The organism is Cryobacterium sp. Y62 (assembly GCF_002929785.1).
Classification (GTDB): domain Bacteria; phylum Actinomycetota; class Actinomycetes; order Actinomycetales; family Microbacteriaceae; genus Cryobacterium.
Genome location: NZ_PJJK01000109.1, coordinates 21,669 through 36,741 on the forward strand (window position 1 = coordinate 21,669; position 15,073 = coordinate 36,741).

Annotated in this window: 10 protein-coding genes; 5 read left to right on the top strand and 5 right to left on the bottom strand. The window is 65.0% G+C overall.

From position 1 onward, the window contains the following. Positions 1–30: 30 nt before the first annotated feature. Positions 31–2,916, bottom strand: a complete 2,886-nt coding sequence (locus CXY71_RS11205; protein ID WP_104135695.1) for an Rne/Rng family ribonuclease — start codon at positions 2,914–2,916, stop codon at positions 31–33. A 318-nt stretch (positions 2,917–3,234) separates the two neighbouring features. On the opposite strand from CXY71_RS11205, the gene CXY71_RS11210 reads away from it, so the two are divergent. Beyond that, a complete protein-coding gene (locus CXY71_RS11210) occupies positions 3,235–3,834 on the top strand; it encodes a vitamin K epoxide reductase family protein (protein WP_233198266.1) in 600 nt (199 codons plus the stop codon). Positions 3,835–3,897: 63 nt separating this feature from the next. Here CXY71_RS11210 and ndk read toward each other — a convergent pair whose 3' ends face one another. The 4 genes from ndk to ileS all read right to left on the bottom strand — a co-directional run bounded on the left by ndk (position 3,898) and on the right by ileS (position 9,530). Next, a complete protein-coding gene (ndk, locus tag CXY71_RS11215; protein WP_092450801.1) occupies positions 3,898–4,320 on the bottom strand; it encodes a nucleoside-diphosphate kinase in 423 nt (140 codons plus the stop codon). Beyond that, positions 4,317–4,694 carry a DUF4233 domain-containing protein gene (locus tag CXY71_RS11220; protein WP_158253066.1) on the bottom strand — a complete coding sequence of 126 codons (378 nt, stop codon included), beginning with the start codon at positions 4,692–4,694 and terminating at the stop codon, positions 4,317–4,319. The genes ndk and CXY71_RS11220 overlap by 4 nt, the downstream gene beginning before the upstream one ends. Beyond that, positions 4,691–6,061: a folylpolyglutamate synthase/dihydrofolate synthase family protein gene (locus CXY71_RS11225; RefSeq protein ID WP_104135754.1), complete on the bottom strand. Its 1,371-nt coding sequence runs from the start codon at positions 6,059–6,061 to the stop codon at positions 4,691–4,693. The genes CXY71_RS11220 and CXY71_RS11225 overlap by 4 nt, the downstream gene beginning before the upstream one ends. A 79-nt stretch (positions 6,062–6,140) precedes the next feature. Further along, positions 6,141–9,530, bottom strand: coding sequence for an isoleucine--tRNA ligase (ileS, locus tag CXY71_RS11230; protein WP_304481830.1), 3,390 nt, complete (start codon positions 9,528–9,530; stop codon positions 6,141–6,143). Positions 9,531–9,904: 374 nt separating this feature from the next. Between ileS and CXY71_RS11235 the strand changes: the two genes are divergently transcribed. The 4 genes from CXY71_RS11235 to CXY71_RS11250 are packed head-to-tail and all read left to right on the top strand — an operon-like array spanning position 9,905 to position 15,043. Next, the gene (locus CXY71_RS11235) at positions 9,905–11,578 is read left to right on the top strand and encodes an ABC transporter substrate-binding protein (RefSeq protein ID WP_104135698.1); all 1,674 of its coding nucleotides are present in this window, start codon (positions 9,905–9,907) and stop codon (positions 11,576–11,578) included. A 26-nt stretch (positions 11,579–11,604) separates the two neighbouring features. Beyond that, positions 11,605–12,531, top strand: coding sequence for an ABC transporter permease (locus CXY71_RS11240; RefSeq protein ID WP_104135756.1), 927 nt, complete (start codon positions 11,605–11,607; stop codon positions 12,529–12,531). After that, positions 12,528–13,388 (top strand): ABC transporter permease, encoded by an 861-nt coding sequence (locus CXY71_RS11245; protein ID WP_104135699.1) that lies wholly within the window; start codon positions 12,528–12,530, stop codon positions 13,386–13,388. The genes CXY71_RS11240 and CXY71_RS11245 overlap by 4 nt, the downstream gene beginning before the upstream one ends. Further along, positions 13,385–15,043, top strand: coding sequence for an ABC transporter ATP-binding protein (locus tag CXY71_RS11250; protein ID WP_104135700.1), 1,659 nt, complete (start codon positions 13,385–13,387; stop codon positions 15,041–15,043). Before CXY71_RS11245 ends, CXY71_RS11250 begins: the two co-directional genes overlap by 4 nt. Positions 15,044–15,073: the final 30 nt, after the last annotated feature.

Below are 15,073 nucleotides of genomic sequence, written 5' to 3' on the forward strand. Positions count from 1 at the left end.
TTTGCGTTACCGTCTAACTTTTCTCGGGACCTACTCGCCCGTTGCCGGCTGGCTCGTACTGGTGGCCGACGCGACCGGAGCCGCACCGGTCGCGGTCAGGATGGCCTGTCCGGTGGAACCACCGGCGGTTGTGACGCGACGGCTGCGGGCACGTCCCTGGCCGGGCAGTTTCGGCTCGGGCAGGGAGTCCAGTACGGAGTCCAACAGCTGGTCAGTGACCTGCTTGCTGGGGCGCCGCGTGTTGCGGGTGGACTTCTTCACCGGGATGTCGAGAATGTCGAGGGACTCCGACTGCTCGGGCGAGGGCGTTTGCACAGCCGGCGCACCGGCTGCTAGGTTGCTGCGACCGCGGCGGCTGCGCGGTGCTGCTTCCGTGGCTACGGACTCCACTGCCGGCTCGGGTGTTGCCACGAGTGCCGTCTCAGCGGCCGGGGCAGCGGATGCCGCTTGCTCGGTCTGCACGGTGTTCGCCTGAGCTGTGCCGGCCTGCTCTGCCTGGCGGGCGCGTGCCTGTTCGGATCGCGACTGCTGGCCGCGCCCACCCTGGCCACGCGAGCGCGACTGGCGACCACGCGAACGCTCGGTGCCTGTCGTCGGTTCGGCCGGTTCTGTACTGATCGAATCGGTGCTGATCTGCTCAGTCTGCGCCAAGTCGGCGGTCGACTGATCCATCGCTGTCTGTTCGGTACCGGCTGGCTCGATGCCAACCTGCGGGAACGCAGCTGCGGCAGCATCCGGCGCGGTCACAATGGCGATGGAACCGGTGCGGGTAATGGTGCGGGCGGCGATCAACGCGAGGGCATGCTTGGCGTCCTCGGTTATGCCGTGCGTGCCCGGCCCGTTCTTGGAAGCGTCGGACGATGAATTTGAACCCGCGTGCTGGTCGCGGTTGGAACCGTCACGCTGGCCAGAGTTGTGCGCGCTGTCACCGTTGGTCGTGCCCCCGTTGCTTCCGCTCTTGGCGCGCGGGCGTCGTTCCTGCGGCGGCTGCGCGGTCTGGCGGTGCTTGATGACCGTGTCGTGGTGCACGATGATGCCGCGGCCGGCGCAGGACTCACAGTTCTCGCTGAACGATTCGAGCAGCCCGAGGCCGAGCTTCTTGCGGGTCATCTGCACGAGTCCGAGCGAGGTGACCTCGGCCACCTGGTGCTTGGTGCGGTCCCGGCTGAGGCATTCTATCAGACGACGCGACACGAGGTCGCGGTTGCTTTCGAGCACCATGTCGATGAAGTCGACGACGATGATGCCGCCGATGTCGCGCAGGCGCAGCTGGCGCACGATTTCTTCGGCCGCTTCGAGGTTGTTTTTGGTGACAGTCTCTTCGAGGTTGCCGCCGCTGCCGACGAATTTGCCGGTGTTGACGTCGATGACGGTCATGGCTTCGGTTCGGTCGATCACGAGGGATCCCCCGGACGGCAGCCAGACCTTGCGGTCTAGGGCCTTTTCGATCTGCTCCGAGATGCGGTACTCGTCGAAGGCATCGACCTCGCCCTCGTAGGTTTCCACGCGCTCGAGCAGGTCGGGGGCGACTTGGCTGAGATAGTTCTCAATTGTCGAGCGCACGTCGGGTCCAGCCACGACCATCCGCTGAAAATCTTCATTGAAGACGTCACGCACGATCTTGACCAGCAGGTCGGGCTCGCTGTGCAGCTCGGCGGGCGCCTGGGCCGACTCGACCTGCTCGGCGATGTTCGCCCACTGCAGGCGCAGCCGATCGACGTCGACGGTGAGTTGCTCGTCGGTGGCCCCTTCGGCGGCGGTGCGCACGATGACGCCCACGTTGTCGGGCAGAACCTCCTTGAGAATCTTCTTCAAACGGGCCCGCTCGGTGTCTGGGAGCTTGCGGCTGATGCCGTTCATCGACCCGTTGGGCACGTAGACCAGGTAGCGGCCGGGCAGCGAAACCTGGCTGGTGAGGCGGGCACCCTTGTGGCCGATCGGGTCCTTGGTGACCTGTACGAGAACCTTGTCGCCGGGCTTGAGCGCGAGCTCGATGCGGCGGGCCTGGTTGCTGCTGCCGGAGTTCTCGGCGGCGGCGTCCCAGTCGACTTCACCGGAGTAGAGCACGGCGTTACGGCCGCGTCCGATGTCGACGAAGGCGGCTTCCATACTGGGGAGCACGTTCTGCACCCGGCCGAGGTAGACGTTGCCGATGAGCGAGGCGTCCTGGTTCTTGGCAACGTAGTGCTCGACCAGCACGCCGTCCTCGAGCACACCGATCTGGATCTTGTTGTGCTTGGCGCGCACGACCATGAGGCGGTCGACGGACTCGCGGCGGGCGAGGAACTCGGCCTCGGTGATGACCGGGCGACGGCGACCGGCGTCACGGCCGTCACGGCGACGCTGCTTCTTTGCTTCCAGCCGGGTGGACCCCTTGATGCGCTGGGGTTCGGTGATGAGTTCGGGTTCGCGCGGTGCACGCACCTTGACGACGGTATTGGCGGGGTCATCGCTGCCCGAACGGTTCTCGTCGCCGGTGCGACGACGGGCCCGACGACGAACCGTCGTGGCCTCTTCTTCTTCGTCGTCATCTCGCTCGTGCAGCTCCTGGTGCGATTGCTGCTGGGACGAGCGGATACCGGTGCGCGCCGACAACGGCAGAATCTCCGGCGCCTGGAACAGCAGGGAGAACGACGGTCGAACCGGGGCTGTGGCCTGGTCGTCCTTCTGGTCGTCTGTCTTGTCGGCGCTGGCGGTGTCTGGGCTGGAGTCGGTCATCTGCTGCGCTCCGGTGACGTTGTTGTACTCGGCGATGGCCACCTTGGTAATCGGAGGCTCCGGCGGCATTGCGGGCGCTTCGATGACGGGCGCTTCGACTGCTGGCGCAGCGGTCGGCACAGTGACCGGCGCCTTCCGGGTTGACTTGCGAGTGCCGAACAGGCTCTTGCGTTTTTTGTTTTCGTTGTCTTCCACCATCACTGGTGCGCTCCTTGACCGCTGTGAATGACCGCGCCATCCACCGGTTAGTCTCTCGTGCGAGGTCTTCACCTGCGTGAAATCCCCGCGAATCTTTTACTGCTGCACCCGGCTTTGACCCCCGGTGTAAATTCGGGGACCTGTGCTCTGGCTGCTAATACTGCGGGTCGTGGGACCCTTCTACTGGGCGACTATTGCCCATTAAGCTCTGTACTCGTTAAGCACTGTGGCGTCTGCTTGAGCGCGGCTCAACGACTACCAATGATTATCGCATGCAATCGCACAAAGCCACGCCGTGCGGGTGGCATAATCACAAGCGTGCCACAGACAGAGCGTTATCACCGTCCAACCGGGCTGGCCTTTTTCCTGATCATCGCCGGAATTATCGCGTTTGCCGCTGCATTCGCTCTCACGCTGGACAAGATCCACCTGCTGGAGGATCCCAATGCGCAGCTCAGCTGCAGCTTCAGTGTGTTGATCGGCTGCGCGACGAATCTGTCCTCGCCCCAGGGAGCCATTCTGGGCTTTCCCAATTCGCTGATCGGGCTGGCCGCCTGGAGCGTCATGATCACGATCGGCGTGGTCATCCTCGCTGGCGCCCGCCTCGTCCGCTGGTTCTGGGTCGGTCTCAACATCGGAGTTCTCGGCGCGATGATCTTCGTGATCTGGCTGATCGGCGAGAGCATCTTCGTGCTCGACGTACTCTGCCCGTGGTGCATGGTGACCTGGGCGGTGACCATTCCGGTCTTTTTAGCCGTGACGCTGTACAACTTCAAGGTCGGCAACCTGCCGGGTGGGGCATCCGTTCGCCGCGCGGCTGCCGGGGCTTATTCATGGATGTTCGTCATCACGATCGTCTGCTATATCGCGTTCTTCCTCGTCGCCCAGGTCAACATGGACGTGCTGAACCGCCTCTAACGCGTCGCGCGGGAGTTGCGCCTCCGCGCAGCGGCGCAAGTCCCGCGCAGGCCGAAAATGCTCTCAGTCGAACCAGAGCGCAAGTTCGCGGGCTGCGGATTCGGGCGAATCGGAGCCGTGCACGAGGTTCTGCTGAACCTTGGACCCCCAGTCGCGGCCGAGGTCACCGCGAATGGTGCCCGGAGCGGCAGTCGTGGGGTCTGTGGTTCCGGCCAGGGCGCGGAAGCCCTCGATGACGCGATTGCCGGCAACACGGAACGCGACGATGGGGCCGCTCTCCATGAATTCGACGAGGGGCTCGTAGAACGGCTTGCCCGCGTGCTCGGCGTAGTGCGCTGCGAGCAGTGAGCGGTCCGGTTCGACGAGCTTGACGTCGACCAGGGAGTATCCCTTGGCCTCGATGCGGCGCAAAATTTCGCCGGTCAGGTTACGGGCGACGCCGTCGGGCTTGACCAAAACGAGGGTTTCTTCAATCGGGGTGTTCATTCAATCTCCTTCTGTTGATCTCGATGCGTGTGATCTATGCGCGAGCCGGTGACCATGCAGTAGGTCCACATGGCGGCAAACAGAGCGCCGACAAAAAACATGGCCGGGGTGACGAACCCGGTGGCGATAATGATCGCCTGCAGCGCCCAGCCGATCGGGTAGGACCAGCTGTAGCGGAGCAATGGGATCAGGGCCACCATCGCTGCACAGAGCAGTACGCCGCCGATGATCACACCGAGCGGTGAGACCGGGCCGGGCTCGGTCGCCACGGACACCAGCCCCAGGGTGACGACGGCGCCCAGAAAGACGACGATGGTCTCGAAACCGAGCAGGATGGTTGCGAGCGACCGCTTGACCGAGCGGCGACCGCTCACTTCTCCATCCACTCACCGGCGGCGGCGAGGGTGATCGCGTCGCCGACGAGCACGATCGAACCGGTGACGAGCACGGCACGCTTCGGTGCCTCGGCTGCCCATTCGCGGGCGCTCTCCAGGGCACCAGCTAGGTCATCGAAGCGGAAGGTGACCTGTTCGCTGGTCCACTCGGCGATATTATCGGCGAGGTCGTCCATGCGCACGGCCCGCGCGGAGTGCGGCTCAGTGACGTAGAAGCGGTCGACCTGCGGCGCGAGCGCAGCGATGATTCCCTGCGCGTCCTTCTCGACCAGAACTCCCACGACCACGGCGATTTCGTCGAAGTCGAAGTAAACCTCGAGGGCCGCGGCGAGGGCGGTGGCGCCGTGCGGGTTGTGCGCGGCGTCCACGAGCACGGTCGGTTCGATACCGACGAGCTGCAAGCGGCCGGGGGACGTCGCCGTCGCCAGGCCCTCGGCGAGGAGATCGCTGGCGAGAGCCTGATTTCCGGCGCCGAGAAACGATTCGACGGCCGCAATGGCCACTGTTGCATTCTGCGCCTGGTGCGTGCCGTAGAGCGGCAGGAACAGTTCGTTATAGGTACCGGCCAGACCGCGCACCGAGATGACCTGCCCGCCGACTGCGACGGTGCTCGAGAGCAGTTCGAACCCCTCATTCTCGCGGGCCAGCGTCGACTCCGTCAGTTCGGCGGCACGATCGAGTTCGGCCTGCACCTCGATGCTCTGCGCCGCCGAGACAACGAATGCCGCCGGCTTGATGATTCCACTCTTGGTGCGCGCGATCTCGGCGACGGTATTTCCCAGGCGCAGCGTGTGATCGAGAGCGATCGGGGTGAACACGGCAACCTGGCCGTCGGCGACGTTGGTGGAATCCCACTCGCCGCCCATGCCGACCTCGATCACGGCGACATCCACCGGCGCATCAGCGAAGCAAGCGAAGGCCAGCACGGTGAGTGCCTCGAAGAAGGTCAATGGTTCTTCGCCGGCGGCTTTAAGTTCGCCGTCGACGAGTTGCAGGTAGGGCTGGATATCGGTCCAGTTCGCGGCGAGGATCTGGTCGCTGATCGGTTCGCCATCGATGACGATGCGCTCGTTCAGCCGCACCAGGTGCGGACTGGTCAGCAGGCCGGTACGCAGACCGTAGGCGCGCACGATGCTCTCGACCATACGGCTCGTGCTCGTCTTGCCGTTCGTGCCGGTGATGTGAATGATCGGATAGGACGTCTGCGGGTCGCCGAGGAATTCCAGGGCCCGACGCGTCGGTGCGAGGCGCGGCTGCGGCTGGGCCTCGCCCACGCGCTGGAGCAGGTCGGCGAACACGGCGTCGCCTGCCTCCCGAAAAGCATCCAGCGGAGCCGGCTGGTTCATCGGCTCAGCGTCGTCACCGCGACCGGTGATGTTCTTCCAATCGGTGCTTTCGGCATCGTTGTTCTCGATGTCGTTGTGGTCAGACAAAGACTGCTCCATTCACGCGTGCGACGGCAACAATGACGGCGCCCACATTAACATAGTGATCGGCTTCAAACCGTACGTAGTGCTCGACGGGCGCGCCGACGCGCGCTTCGAGCCACTCGGACGGCAGAGTGGCGGAGAATTCGCCCTGCGACGGGCGATGGGTGGTGAACGTCGTGGCAAGGGTTTCGTGCGCAACGTTCACCTCGAGAGCGAGGTCGAAGGAGTCGGCATCCGCTTCATTCTGAAACAGCAGATCGAGACGGATACGGTCGCTCACCGAAAAACCGGCCGACTTGCGGGTGTCCTGCACGGCCCGAATGAGGTCGCGGGCAAAACCCTCGGCCTCGAGTTCGGGCGTGGTGCTGGTAGCGAGCAGGGCGAAACCGCCGCCGGGCAGCAAGGCCAGGGCGGTTGCACCGTCACCCGCCTCGTTGTTCGCCTCAAGGGTCAGTTCGAACTCGCTTGGCTCGAGAGCGACGCCGCCGGCCGTCACGATGCCGTCGGTCTCACTCCAGTCACCGGCGCGAGCGGCCTTGATCACCTGCTGCACCTGCTTGCCGAGGCGGGGACCAGCGGCCCGAGCGTTGACGACGAGCTTGCTCGTGACACCGTAGGCGGCAGCGCTGTCATCTTCGAGCTCGATCAGCGTGACCGTTTTCACGTTGAGTTCGTCGCGCAGGATGCCGACGAACGCCGATAGTGCGGCGGTGTTGCCGGTGACGACGGTGAGGTTGGTCAACGGCAGGCGCACGCGCAGGCCGGCCTGTTTGCGCAGCGACAGCACGGTGCTGCTGATCAGGCGAACCTGGTCCATCGCGGTGACGAGTTCTTCGTCGGCCGGGAACAGGGTGGCATCCGGCCAGTCTTCCAGGTGCACACTGCGACCGCCGGTGAGGCCCTGCCAAATGCGCTCTGTAACGAGCGGCAGCAGCGGAGCCGTGACCCGGCAGACGGTTTCGAGCACGGTGTACAGGGTGTCAAATGCCTCGTGGGCGGTGGCTTCGGCGGCGGCGCCACCCCAGAATCGGTCGCGGGACCGGCGCACATACCAGTTCGTGAGCACGTCGGCGAAGTCCCGCAGGCGGGCGGCGGCGACCGTGCTGTCGAGCGCTTCGAGGTCGTTGGTGACGCCGACGATGAGGTCGCGGGTCTTGGCGAGTAGGTAACGGTCGAGCACGTCGGTGGAATCGGTGCGCCAGCTGGCGTTGTAGCCGGTGGTACCGTCGGTGCCGGACGCGTTGGCGTAAAGGGAGAAGAAATACCAGGTGCTCCAGAGCGGCAGCATGACCTGGCGGGCGGCCTCGCGGATGCCTTCCTCGGTGACGACGAGGTTGCCGCCGCGCAGCACCGGCGAGCTCATCAGGAACCAGCGCATGGCGTCGGCGCCGTCGCGGTCGAAGACCTCGTTGACGTCGGGGTAGTTACGCAACGACTTGCTCATTTTCTGGCCGTCGTTGCCGAGCACGATGCCGTGACTGACGACGTTCTTGAAGGCGGGCCGGTCGAACAGTGCGGTAGAGAGTACGTGTAGCAGGTAGAACCAGCCTCGGGTCTGTCCGATGTACTCAACGATGAAGTCGGCCGGGTTGTGCGCTTCGAACCATTCCCGATTCTCGAACGGATAGTGCACCTGGGCGAAGGGCATCGAGCCGGAATCGAACCAGACGTCGAGCACGTCATCGATGCGGCGCATCGTGGACTGGCCGGTGGGGTCATCGGGGTTCGGGCGGATAAGTTCGTCGATGTAGGGCCGGTGCAGGTCGGTAGGGCGCACGCCGAAGTCGGCCTCGAGCTCGTCGAGCGAGCCGTAGACATCCGTTCGGGGGTAATCGGGGTTGTCGCTCTTCCAGACAGGGATGGGTGAACCCCAGTAGCGGTTGCGGCTGATCGACCAGTCGCGGGCATTGCCGATCCACTTGCCGAACTGTCCGTCTTTCACGTTCTCCGGAACCCAGTTCACCTCCTGGTTGAGCTCGACCATGCGCGGGCGAAAGTCGGTGACGCGCACGAACCAGCTCGACACGGCCTTATAGATGAGCGGGTTGCGGCAGCGCCAGCAGTGCGGGTAAGAGTGCTCGTAGCTGGCCTGGCGCAGCAGCCGGCCGTTGGCTTTGAGCAGCGCGGTGAGAGGCTTGTTGGCGTCGCTCCAAAGCTGACCGGCCACCTCGGGAATGTCGCTGAGAAACTTTCCGCCGTCGTCGAGGGAGAGGATGACTGGGATACCGGCGGCCTCGCAAACCTTCTGGTCCTCCTCACCGTAGGTGGGAGCCTGGTGCACGATGCCGGTGCCGTCGCTCGTGGTGACATAGTCGGCGATGACAAATCGCCAGGCCTGCTCGGTGCCCCAGACTGCGGTGTCGGCGTAGTAGTCGAACAGGCGATCGTAGCCGACGCCGGCGAGCTCGGTGCCGGTAACAGTGCGCGAAACGGATGCAACGGCGTCCGCCGCCGACTCGTAGCCCAAGTCCTTGGCATAGTTGCCGACTAGGTCGATAGCGATCAGGTATTCGGCGCCGAGTACTTCTACCAAACCGAGCGGGGCGGCAGCCGTGGAGTCAGCGCTTTCCCGCAGCACCTCGGCGTCCGGGGTGCCGTTTGGGCCGGCTGGAACAACGGCGTAGACGATGTCGGGGCCGACGGCGAGGGCCATGTTGGATGGCAGGGTCCACGGGGTGGTGGTCCAGGCCAAGGCGCGCACCGCGGTCAGGCCGAGGGCTTCGGCCTTGGTGCCGATCAGCGGAAAGGTGACCGTGACGGTCTGGTCCTGGCGCATCTTGTAGACGTCGTCGTCCATGCGCAGTTCATGGTTGGAGAGCGGGGTCTGGTCACGCCAGCAATACGGCAACACCCGGTAGCCCTCATAGGCGAGTCCCTTGGTGTGCAGCTGTTTGAAGGCCCAGATCACCGACTCCATGAAGGTGATGTCGAGGGTCTTGTAGTCGTTGTCAAAGTCGACCCAGCGGGCTTGGCGAGTGACGTACTCTTCCCAGTCCTTGGTGTACTCGAGCACCGACTCCCGGGCGACCGTGTTGAACGCGGCGAGGCCCATCTCTTCGATTTGGCTCTTGTCGGTGATGCCGAGCTTGCGTTCGGCCTCCAGTTCGGCCGGCAGACCGTGGGTGTCCCAACCGAACCGGCGGTGCACCTGCTTGCCGCGCATGGTCTGAAACCGGGGGAATAGGTCTTTGGCGTAGCCAGTGAGCAGGTGCCCGTAATGCGGCAGGCCGTTGGCGAACGGCGGGCCGTCGTAGAAGGTCCATTCCTCGGCACCGTCACGCTGGTCGATCGAGGCCTGAAAGGTGTCGTCGTTCTTCCAGAATTCGAGCACCTCGTTTTCGAGTGCGGGAAAGTTCGGGGAGGGAACGATGGCCCCGCTAGACACGCTGTCAGGGGCGTTTCGGTTCTTCGGGTACAAAATGTTTCTCCTACCGGGACGGGTCGCTGGGGCCCTGCTCCACGAGGACGAACGATTCTGTAGAAATCGCCGCGGTACCACCTCGCTTGCCGCCCAATACCGCGAGCGACCGCTTGTTCACAGGCTGTAACGGGCCCGACTCGTTCGGTTCTACTAAGACGTTTACCCGAGGGTGAACATTCGTTCTTCCGAAGACTTCCCGGTGATGGCCGGGTCACTGTCATCCAGCTTCGATTATACCGGAGCGAAACGGCGTTAGTGTTATGGGTCGGCCCATTCGCACGATGGGTCGGTTCAGTTGAGACCAACTCGGCAACGGATGTCGGGGAAAGAGTTTGTGAATGCCCGCTCAGCTCGCCCCGATCACTACTGCAACGCGCACCACTCGCGCCCTCGGAGCTCTTGTCGGCCTGGTCACCGTCGGCCTGCTGGTCGCCGGCTGCACGCCGACCTCCTCAAACGACCCCGTCGGCGAGCCGCGAAGCAGCGGCACCCTCACCTATGCCTCGGGCGACGCCGAACCGAACTGCCTCGACCCGCACGTCGGCGGAAACTTTCCGCAGGGAATGATTAGCGCGCAGTACCTGGAGTCGCTGGTCTCCCGCGATTCCTCCGGCCAGATCATTCCGTGGCTGGCCGAGTCCTGGACGCCGAGCGGCGACGGCCTGACCTGGGACTTCACCCTGCGCGGCGACGTCACTTTCACCGACGGAACCGTCTTCGACGCCGCAGCCGTGCAGGCGAATATCGCCCACCTGCAAGACCCCGAAACGCTGTCCTCGACCGGATACCTCGCCCTCGGCAAAGTTGCCCGAGTTGAGGCCGTCTCCCCCACTGTTGTGCGTTTTACGCTGACCGAACCCGACAGCGCTCTGCTCGAGTCGCTGTCGCAGGTGTGGCTTGCGATGGAATCCCCTGCGGCGCTTGAGCGCAGCCAGGACGAGAACTGTGCCACCCCGGTGGGCACCGGCCCGTTCGTCGTTGAGAGCTGGGTCAAGCAGAACGCGATCACGCTCGTGCGCAATGAGAATTATGTCTCCCCGCCGGAGGATGCCGCTCATTCCGGCCCTGCCTACCTCGACAAGGTTATCTGGCGCTTCATTCCCGACTCGGCCTCCCGTTACGCCGCGCTGCAGTCCGGCGAGGTCGACGTGATCGACAACGCCCAACCCGACACCATTGTGCAGGCCAAGCAGAGCGATTCGATCGAGCAGCTGGACTCGCCGCGCCCCGGCGCCTCCAACCGCATTGAACTGAACTCGGGTCAGGCACCGTTCAACGATGTGCGGGTTCGTGAGGCGTTCATCCGCTCGGCGAACGTCGACGCCGCCGTCTCAAGCCTGTTCCAGGGCACCGCCACCCGGTCGTACTCGGCCCTGTCGAGCGTCGAGACCATGGGCGTGTCGAACGATGCCCTGTTTGACTACGACCCGTCCGCTGCCGAGGAACTGCTTGATGCGGCCGGCTGGAGTGAAACGGATGCCGCCGGCTACCGTGTCAAAGACGGCGTGCGACTCTCGGTGGAATTTCCAGTGAGCACCAACCAGTCCATTCCGGCCGAGCAGAGCGTGTTTGAACAGATCCAGGCCACGGCCAAAGAGACCGGTTTCGAAGTGAAGCTCGCCCCGATGGATCTCTCCAGCTGGTACGCCGCGCTCGCCACCAACGACTACGACGCCGTAAGCGCGCCGTATACCAAGGTCGGCCCCGACGTGCTGCGTATTCTGTATCACTCCGACAGCATCGTGCCGGCCCCGAGCGGGTACTTCGCCAACCTCGCCCAGGTCAACGACCCCGAGATCGATGAACTGCTCACGACTGCGGCCCAAACCGCGGATGAGAAGGAGCGCACGTCGCTCTACGCCGAAGCGCAGGAGCGCATTTTAGAGGGCTTCTACATTCTGCCTCTCTACGACCAGCAGAACCACTATCTGCTGCGCAACGACGTTGTTGGCCTGCGCACGCTGCCGACCGTGGCCGTGCCCACGCTGTACGACGCGTGGCTGAACCGGTAGCGTCGACCGATCGCTCCGGGCTGCGGATGCTCGGCCGACTCGGCGTGCGCCTGGCCGGAGCGGTCTTCGTGCTATGGGCCGTGGCATCCGTCACTTTTTTTGCGGTGCGGTTGATTCCCGGCGACCCGGCCCAGGCTGTGCTCGGTGGCCCTGGTTCGCAGGCCTCTCCCGAAGCACTCGCGGCGGTCACCGCCGAATACGGCTTCGACCAGCCCGTCTTCACTCAGTACCTCACCCAGCTTGGTCGCCTCGCGACCGGTGACCTCGGGCGGTCCTACGCCCTTAATATGGAGGTCGGTCCGCTCGTTCTGGCCCAGCTCGGCGGCACCCTGCTGCTCGCCGTGCTCGCCCTCGGCCTGGCCTGGGTGATCGCGCTGGCACTGGCCACCTGGTCGACGCGCGGTGGTCGGGTCGCCGCGCGGGTGGGGTCGAGCCTCGAAATCGTCGCCGCGGCGCTGCCGCACTTCTGGCTCGCGACCTCACTCATCGTCGTGTTCAGCATCTGGCTCGGCGTCCTGCCCCCGATCAGCACCGCTGGAGTGGCCGGACTGGTCTTACCGGTGTTCACCCTGGCCATTCCGCTGGCCGGCTTCCTCGGGCAGATCATGCGCGAATCATTGCTGATCGCCCTGGAAAGCCCGTTCGTGCTCTCGGCGCGGGCGCGCGGCGAGGGCGCGCGCGGTGTGCGCTGGATCCACGCGCTGCGCCATGCCTCCCTGCCGGCGATCAGCCTCTCCGGCTGGGCCTTTGGCTCACTGATCAGTGGCGCTGTCGTCGTCGAGACCATTTTCGCCCGGCCAGGGCTTGGCCGCACCCTGCTGAACGCGGTTACCCTGCGCGATGTTCCGGTGGTAATCGGCGTCGTGATGATCGTCGCCGTTGCCTATATTCTGATGACTTTGCTGACGGATGCCGTCAGTCGCCTGGTCGATCCCCGGCTGCGACTCTCGTGAGCGATCTCGAGGTGCAGGCCGAGCTGGCCGTGTATTCCAGCCAGTCCGTTCGGCCACGACGTCTGGCAGTGGCCGAGGGCCTGGCCGGCTTGCTCGCCCTCTTTCTGTTGATCGCGGCAGTGGTGCCGCAGTTTCTGGCCCCTGGCGATCCACTCGCAATCGACCCGCTGGCGGCGTTTTCGCCACCGACCTTCGCGCACGGTTTTGGCACCGACGAATCCGGTCGCGATATTTATACCCGGGTCGTGCATGGCACCCAGTACTCGCTCGTGATCGGTCTCGCCGCGACGGCGATCGGCCTGGGGCTCGGCGTGGTACTCGGCACCCTGGCCGGAATGCTCGGCCCGGTCGTCGACTTCACCGTGAACCGGTTTCTTGAGGTGCTGTTCGCGTTTCCCGGTCTACTGTTAGCCCTGCTGTTCATCCTGGTGTTCGGCCCCGGCGTGGCGACGGCGACGATCGCGGTCGGGCTGTCCACCGCCCCTGGCTACGCTCGCATCATTCGCGCGCAGCTTATCGCCGTGCGCGGTGCCGCCTTCGTCGAGGCCGCGACCGTGCTAGGCCGCACCCGCTGGCAGATATTGGCGCGTCATATTCTGCCCAATACGCTCGCGCCGCTGTTCGTGCTCGCGACTCTCGGCGTCGGCCAGGCGATCGTCTGGGCCGCAACACTGAGCTATCTCGGCCTCGGTGCCGAACCGCCGACCGCAGAGTGGGGCGCGATGCTCTCGGCCGGACGTACCTACATCACCTCGGCCTGGTGGATGAGTTTTTTTCCCGGTGTGTTCATCGTGCTCACCGCCGTGACCGCCACCGTGCTCGGCCGCAGCATCGACCGACGAATGCGGCACGCATGAGCGCCACCGCAGCGCTGACCGTACACAACCTGCGTGTTGGCTTCGGCGCCGCCGAGCCGGTTGTGAGAGGAGTGTCGTTCGAGATAGCGCCGGGCGAGTGCCTCGCCATCGTCGGCGAATCCGGTTCGGGCAAAAGTGTCACCGCGCGCAGCCTGCTCGGACTCGCCGGCGGTAACGCCCGGGTACAGGCCGACCGGCTCGACCTCGGCGGGTGTAGCGTGCAGGGGTTGACCGACCGGGCCTGGGAGTCTCGGCGCGGCAAGGACGTCGGCCTGGTGCTGCAAGATGCTCTGGTCTCCCTCGACCCGCTTCGGCCGATCGGGCGGGAGATCGCCGACTCGCTGCGGCTGCACACGACCCTGGGGGCTGCGGCTCGTGCCCGCCGAGTGATCGAACTGCTCGATGCGGTCGGGTTGCCCGACCCTGTCCACCAGGTACAGAAACGGTCGGGCCAGCTTTCCGGCGGAGAACGCCAGCGGGCGCTCATCGCAGCCGCGATCGCACTGGATCCACCGCTGCTCATCGCCGACGAACCGACGACGGCGCTCGACGTGACCGTGCAGGCGCAGATTCTGGCGTTGCTCGAGCAGATCAAACGGAGCGGCACCGCCCTGCTTTTGATCAGCCACGACCTTGCAGTGGTGAGCCGTATCGCCGATCGGGTTGCCTTGATGCACGACGGCCTGCTCATTGAATCCGGCCCGACCGAACAGGTGCTGGGTTCCCCGCAGCACGAACAGACGCGCAGCATGGTCGCTGCTGTTCCGGCCGATAAGCCGCGCGGCACCCGGCTGAGCCCCATGGATTCCCCCGCCGCCCGCACTATTCCCCGTTCACCGGCTCCAGCCCCGACCGCCACAGAGCAGGGCGAAATCGTGCTTGAGGCCATCGGCCTGACCAGGAGTTTTCGGCGTCCAGATGGCAGTCGGCAGCTCGCCGTCGACGATGTCTCGTTCGCGTTGCACCGGGGCAGCACCCTCGGTATCGTCGGTGAGTCAGGCTCCGGAAAAACCACGACGGCTCGCCTGGTGCTCGCGCTGCTGGAGCCGGAGCAGGGCGAGGTACAGCTGTTCGGCCGGCCGTGGAGTTCGATCGCCGAGAAGAAACGGCGGGGGCGGCGTCCAGGCGTTGGGGCGATCTATCAGGATGCCCTCGGCTCGTTCGATCCACGCCGCAGCGTCGCGGAGATTCTCGCGGATGCCCTCGGTTCCGCGCTCACCCACTCACGGGGTTCGCGGCGGTCGCCGCAGAGCCTTGCCCGGCTCACGACGCTGTTAGACGAAGTCGGACTGGCCGGAACAGTGCTGTCGCGGCGCCCGCTCGAACTTTCCGGCGGACAGCGCCAGCGCGTCGGTATCGCCAGGGCACTGGCCGGGCGTCCCGAAATCCTTATCTGCGACGAGCCCGTCTCTTCCCTCGACGTGAGTGTTCAGGCGCAGGTGCTCGATCTCCTCGACGACGTGCAGCGGGAGCGCGGACTCAGCCTGATCTTTATTTCGCACGACCTCGGGGTCGTGCAGCATATCAGCGACGATGTCGCGGTGATGCGCAGCGGACGCATCGTGGAGAGCGGACCGGCGGCGCGCGTGTTCGCCGCACCGCAGCATCCGTATTCGGTGCAATTGCTCAAGGCTGTGCCCCGATTACTCGGGTAAACACCTGCCGACGCGCTCCACGGTTCTGCC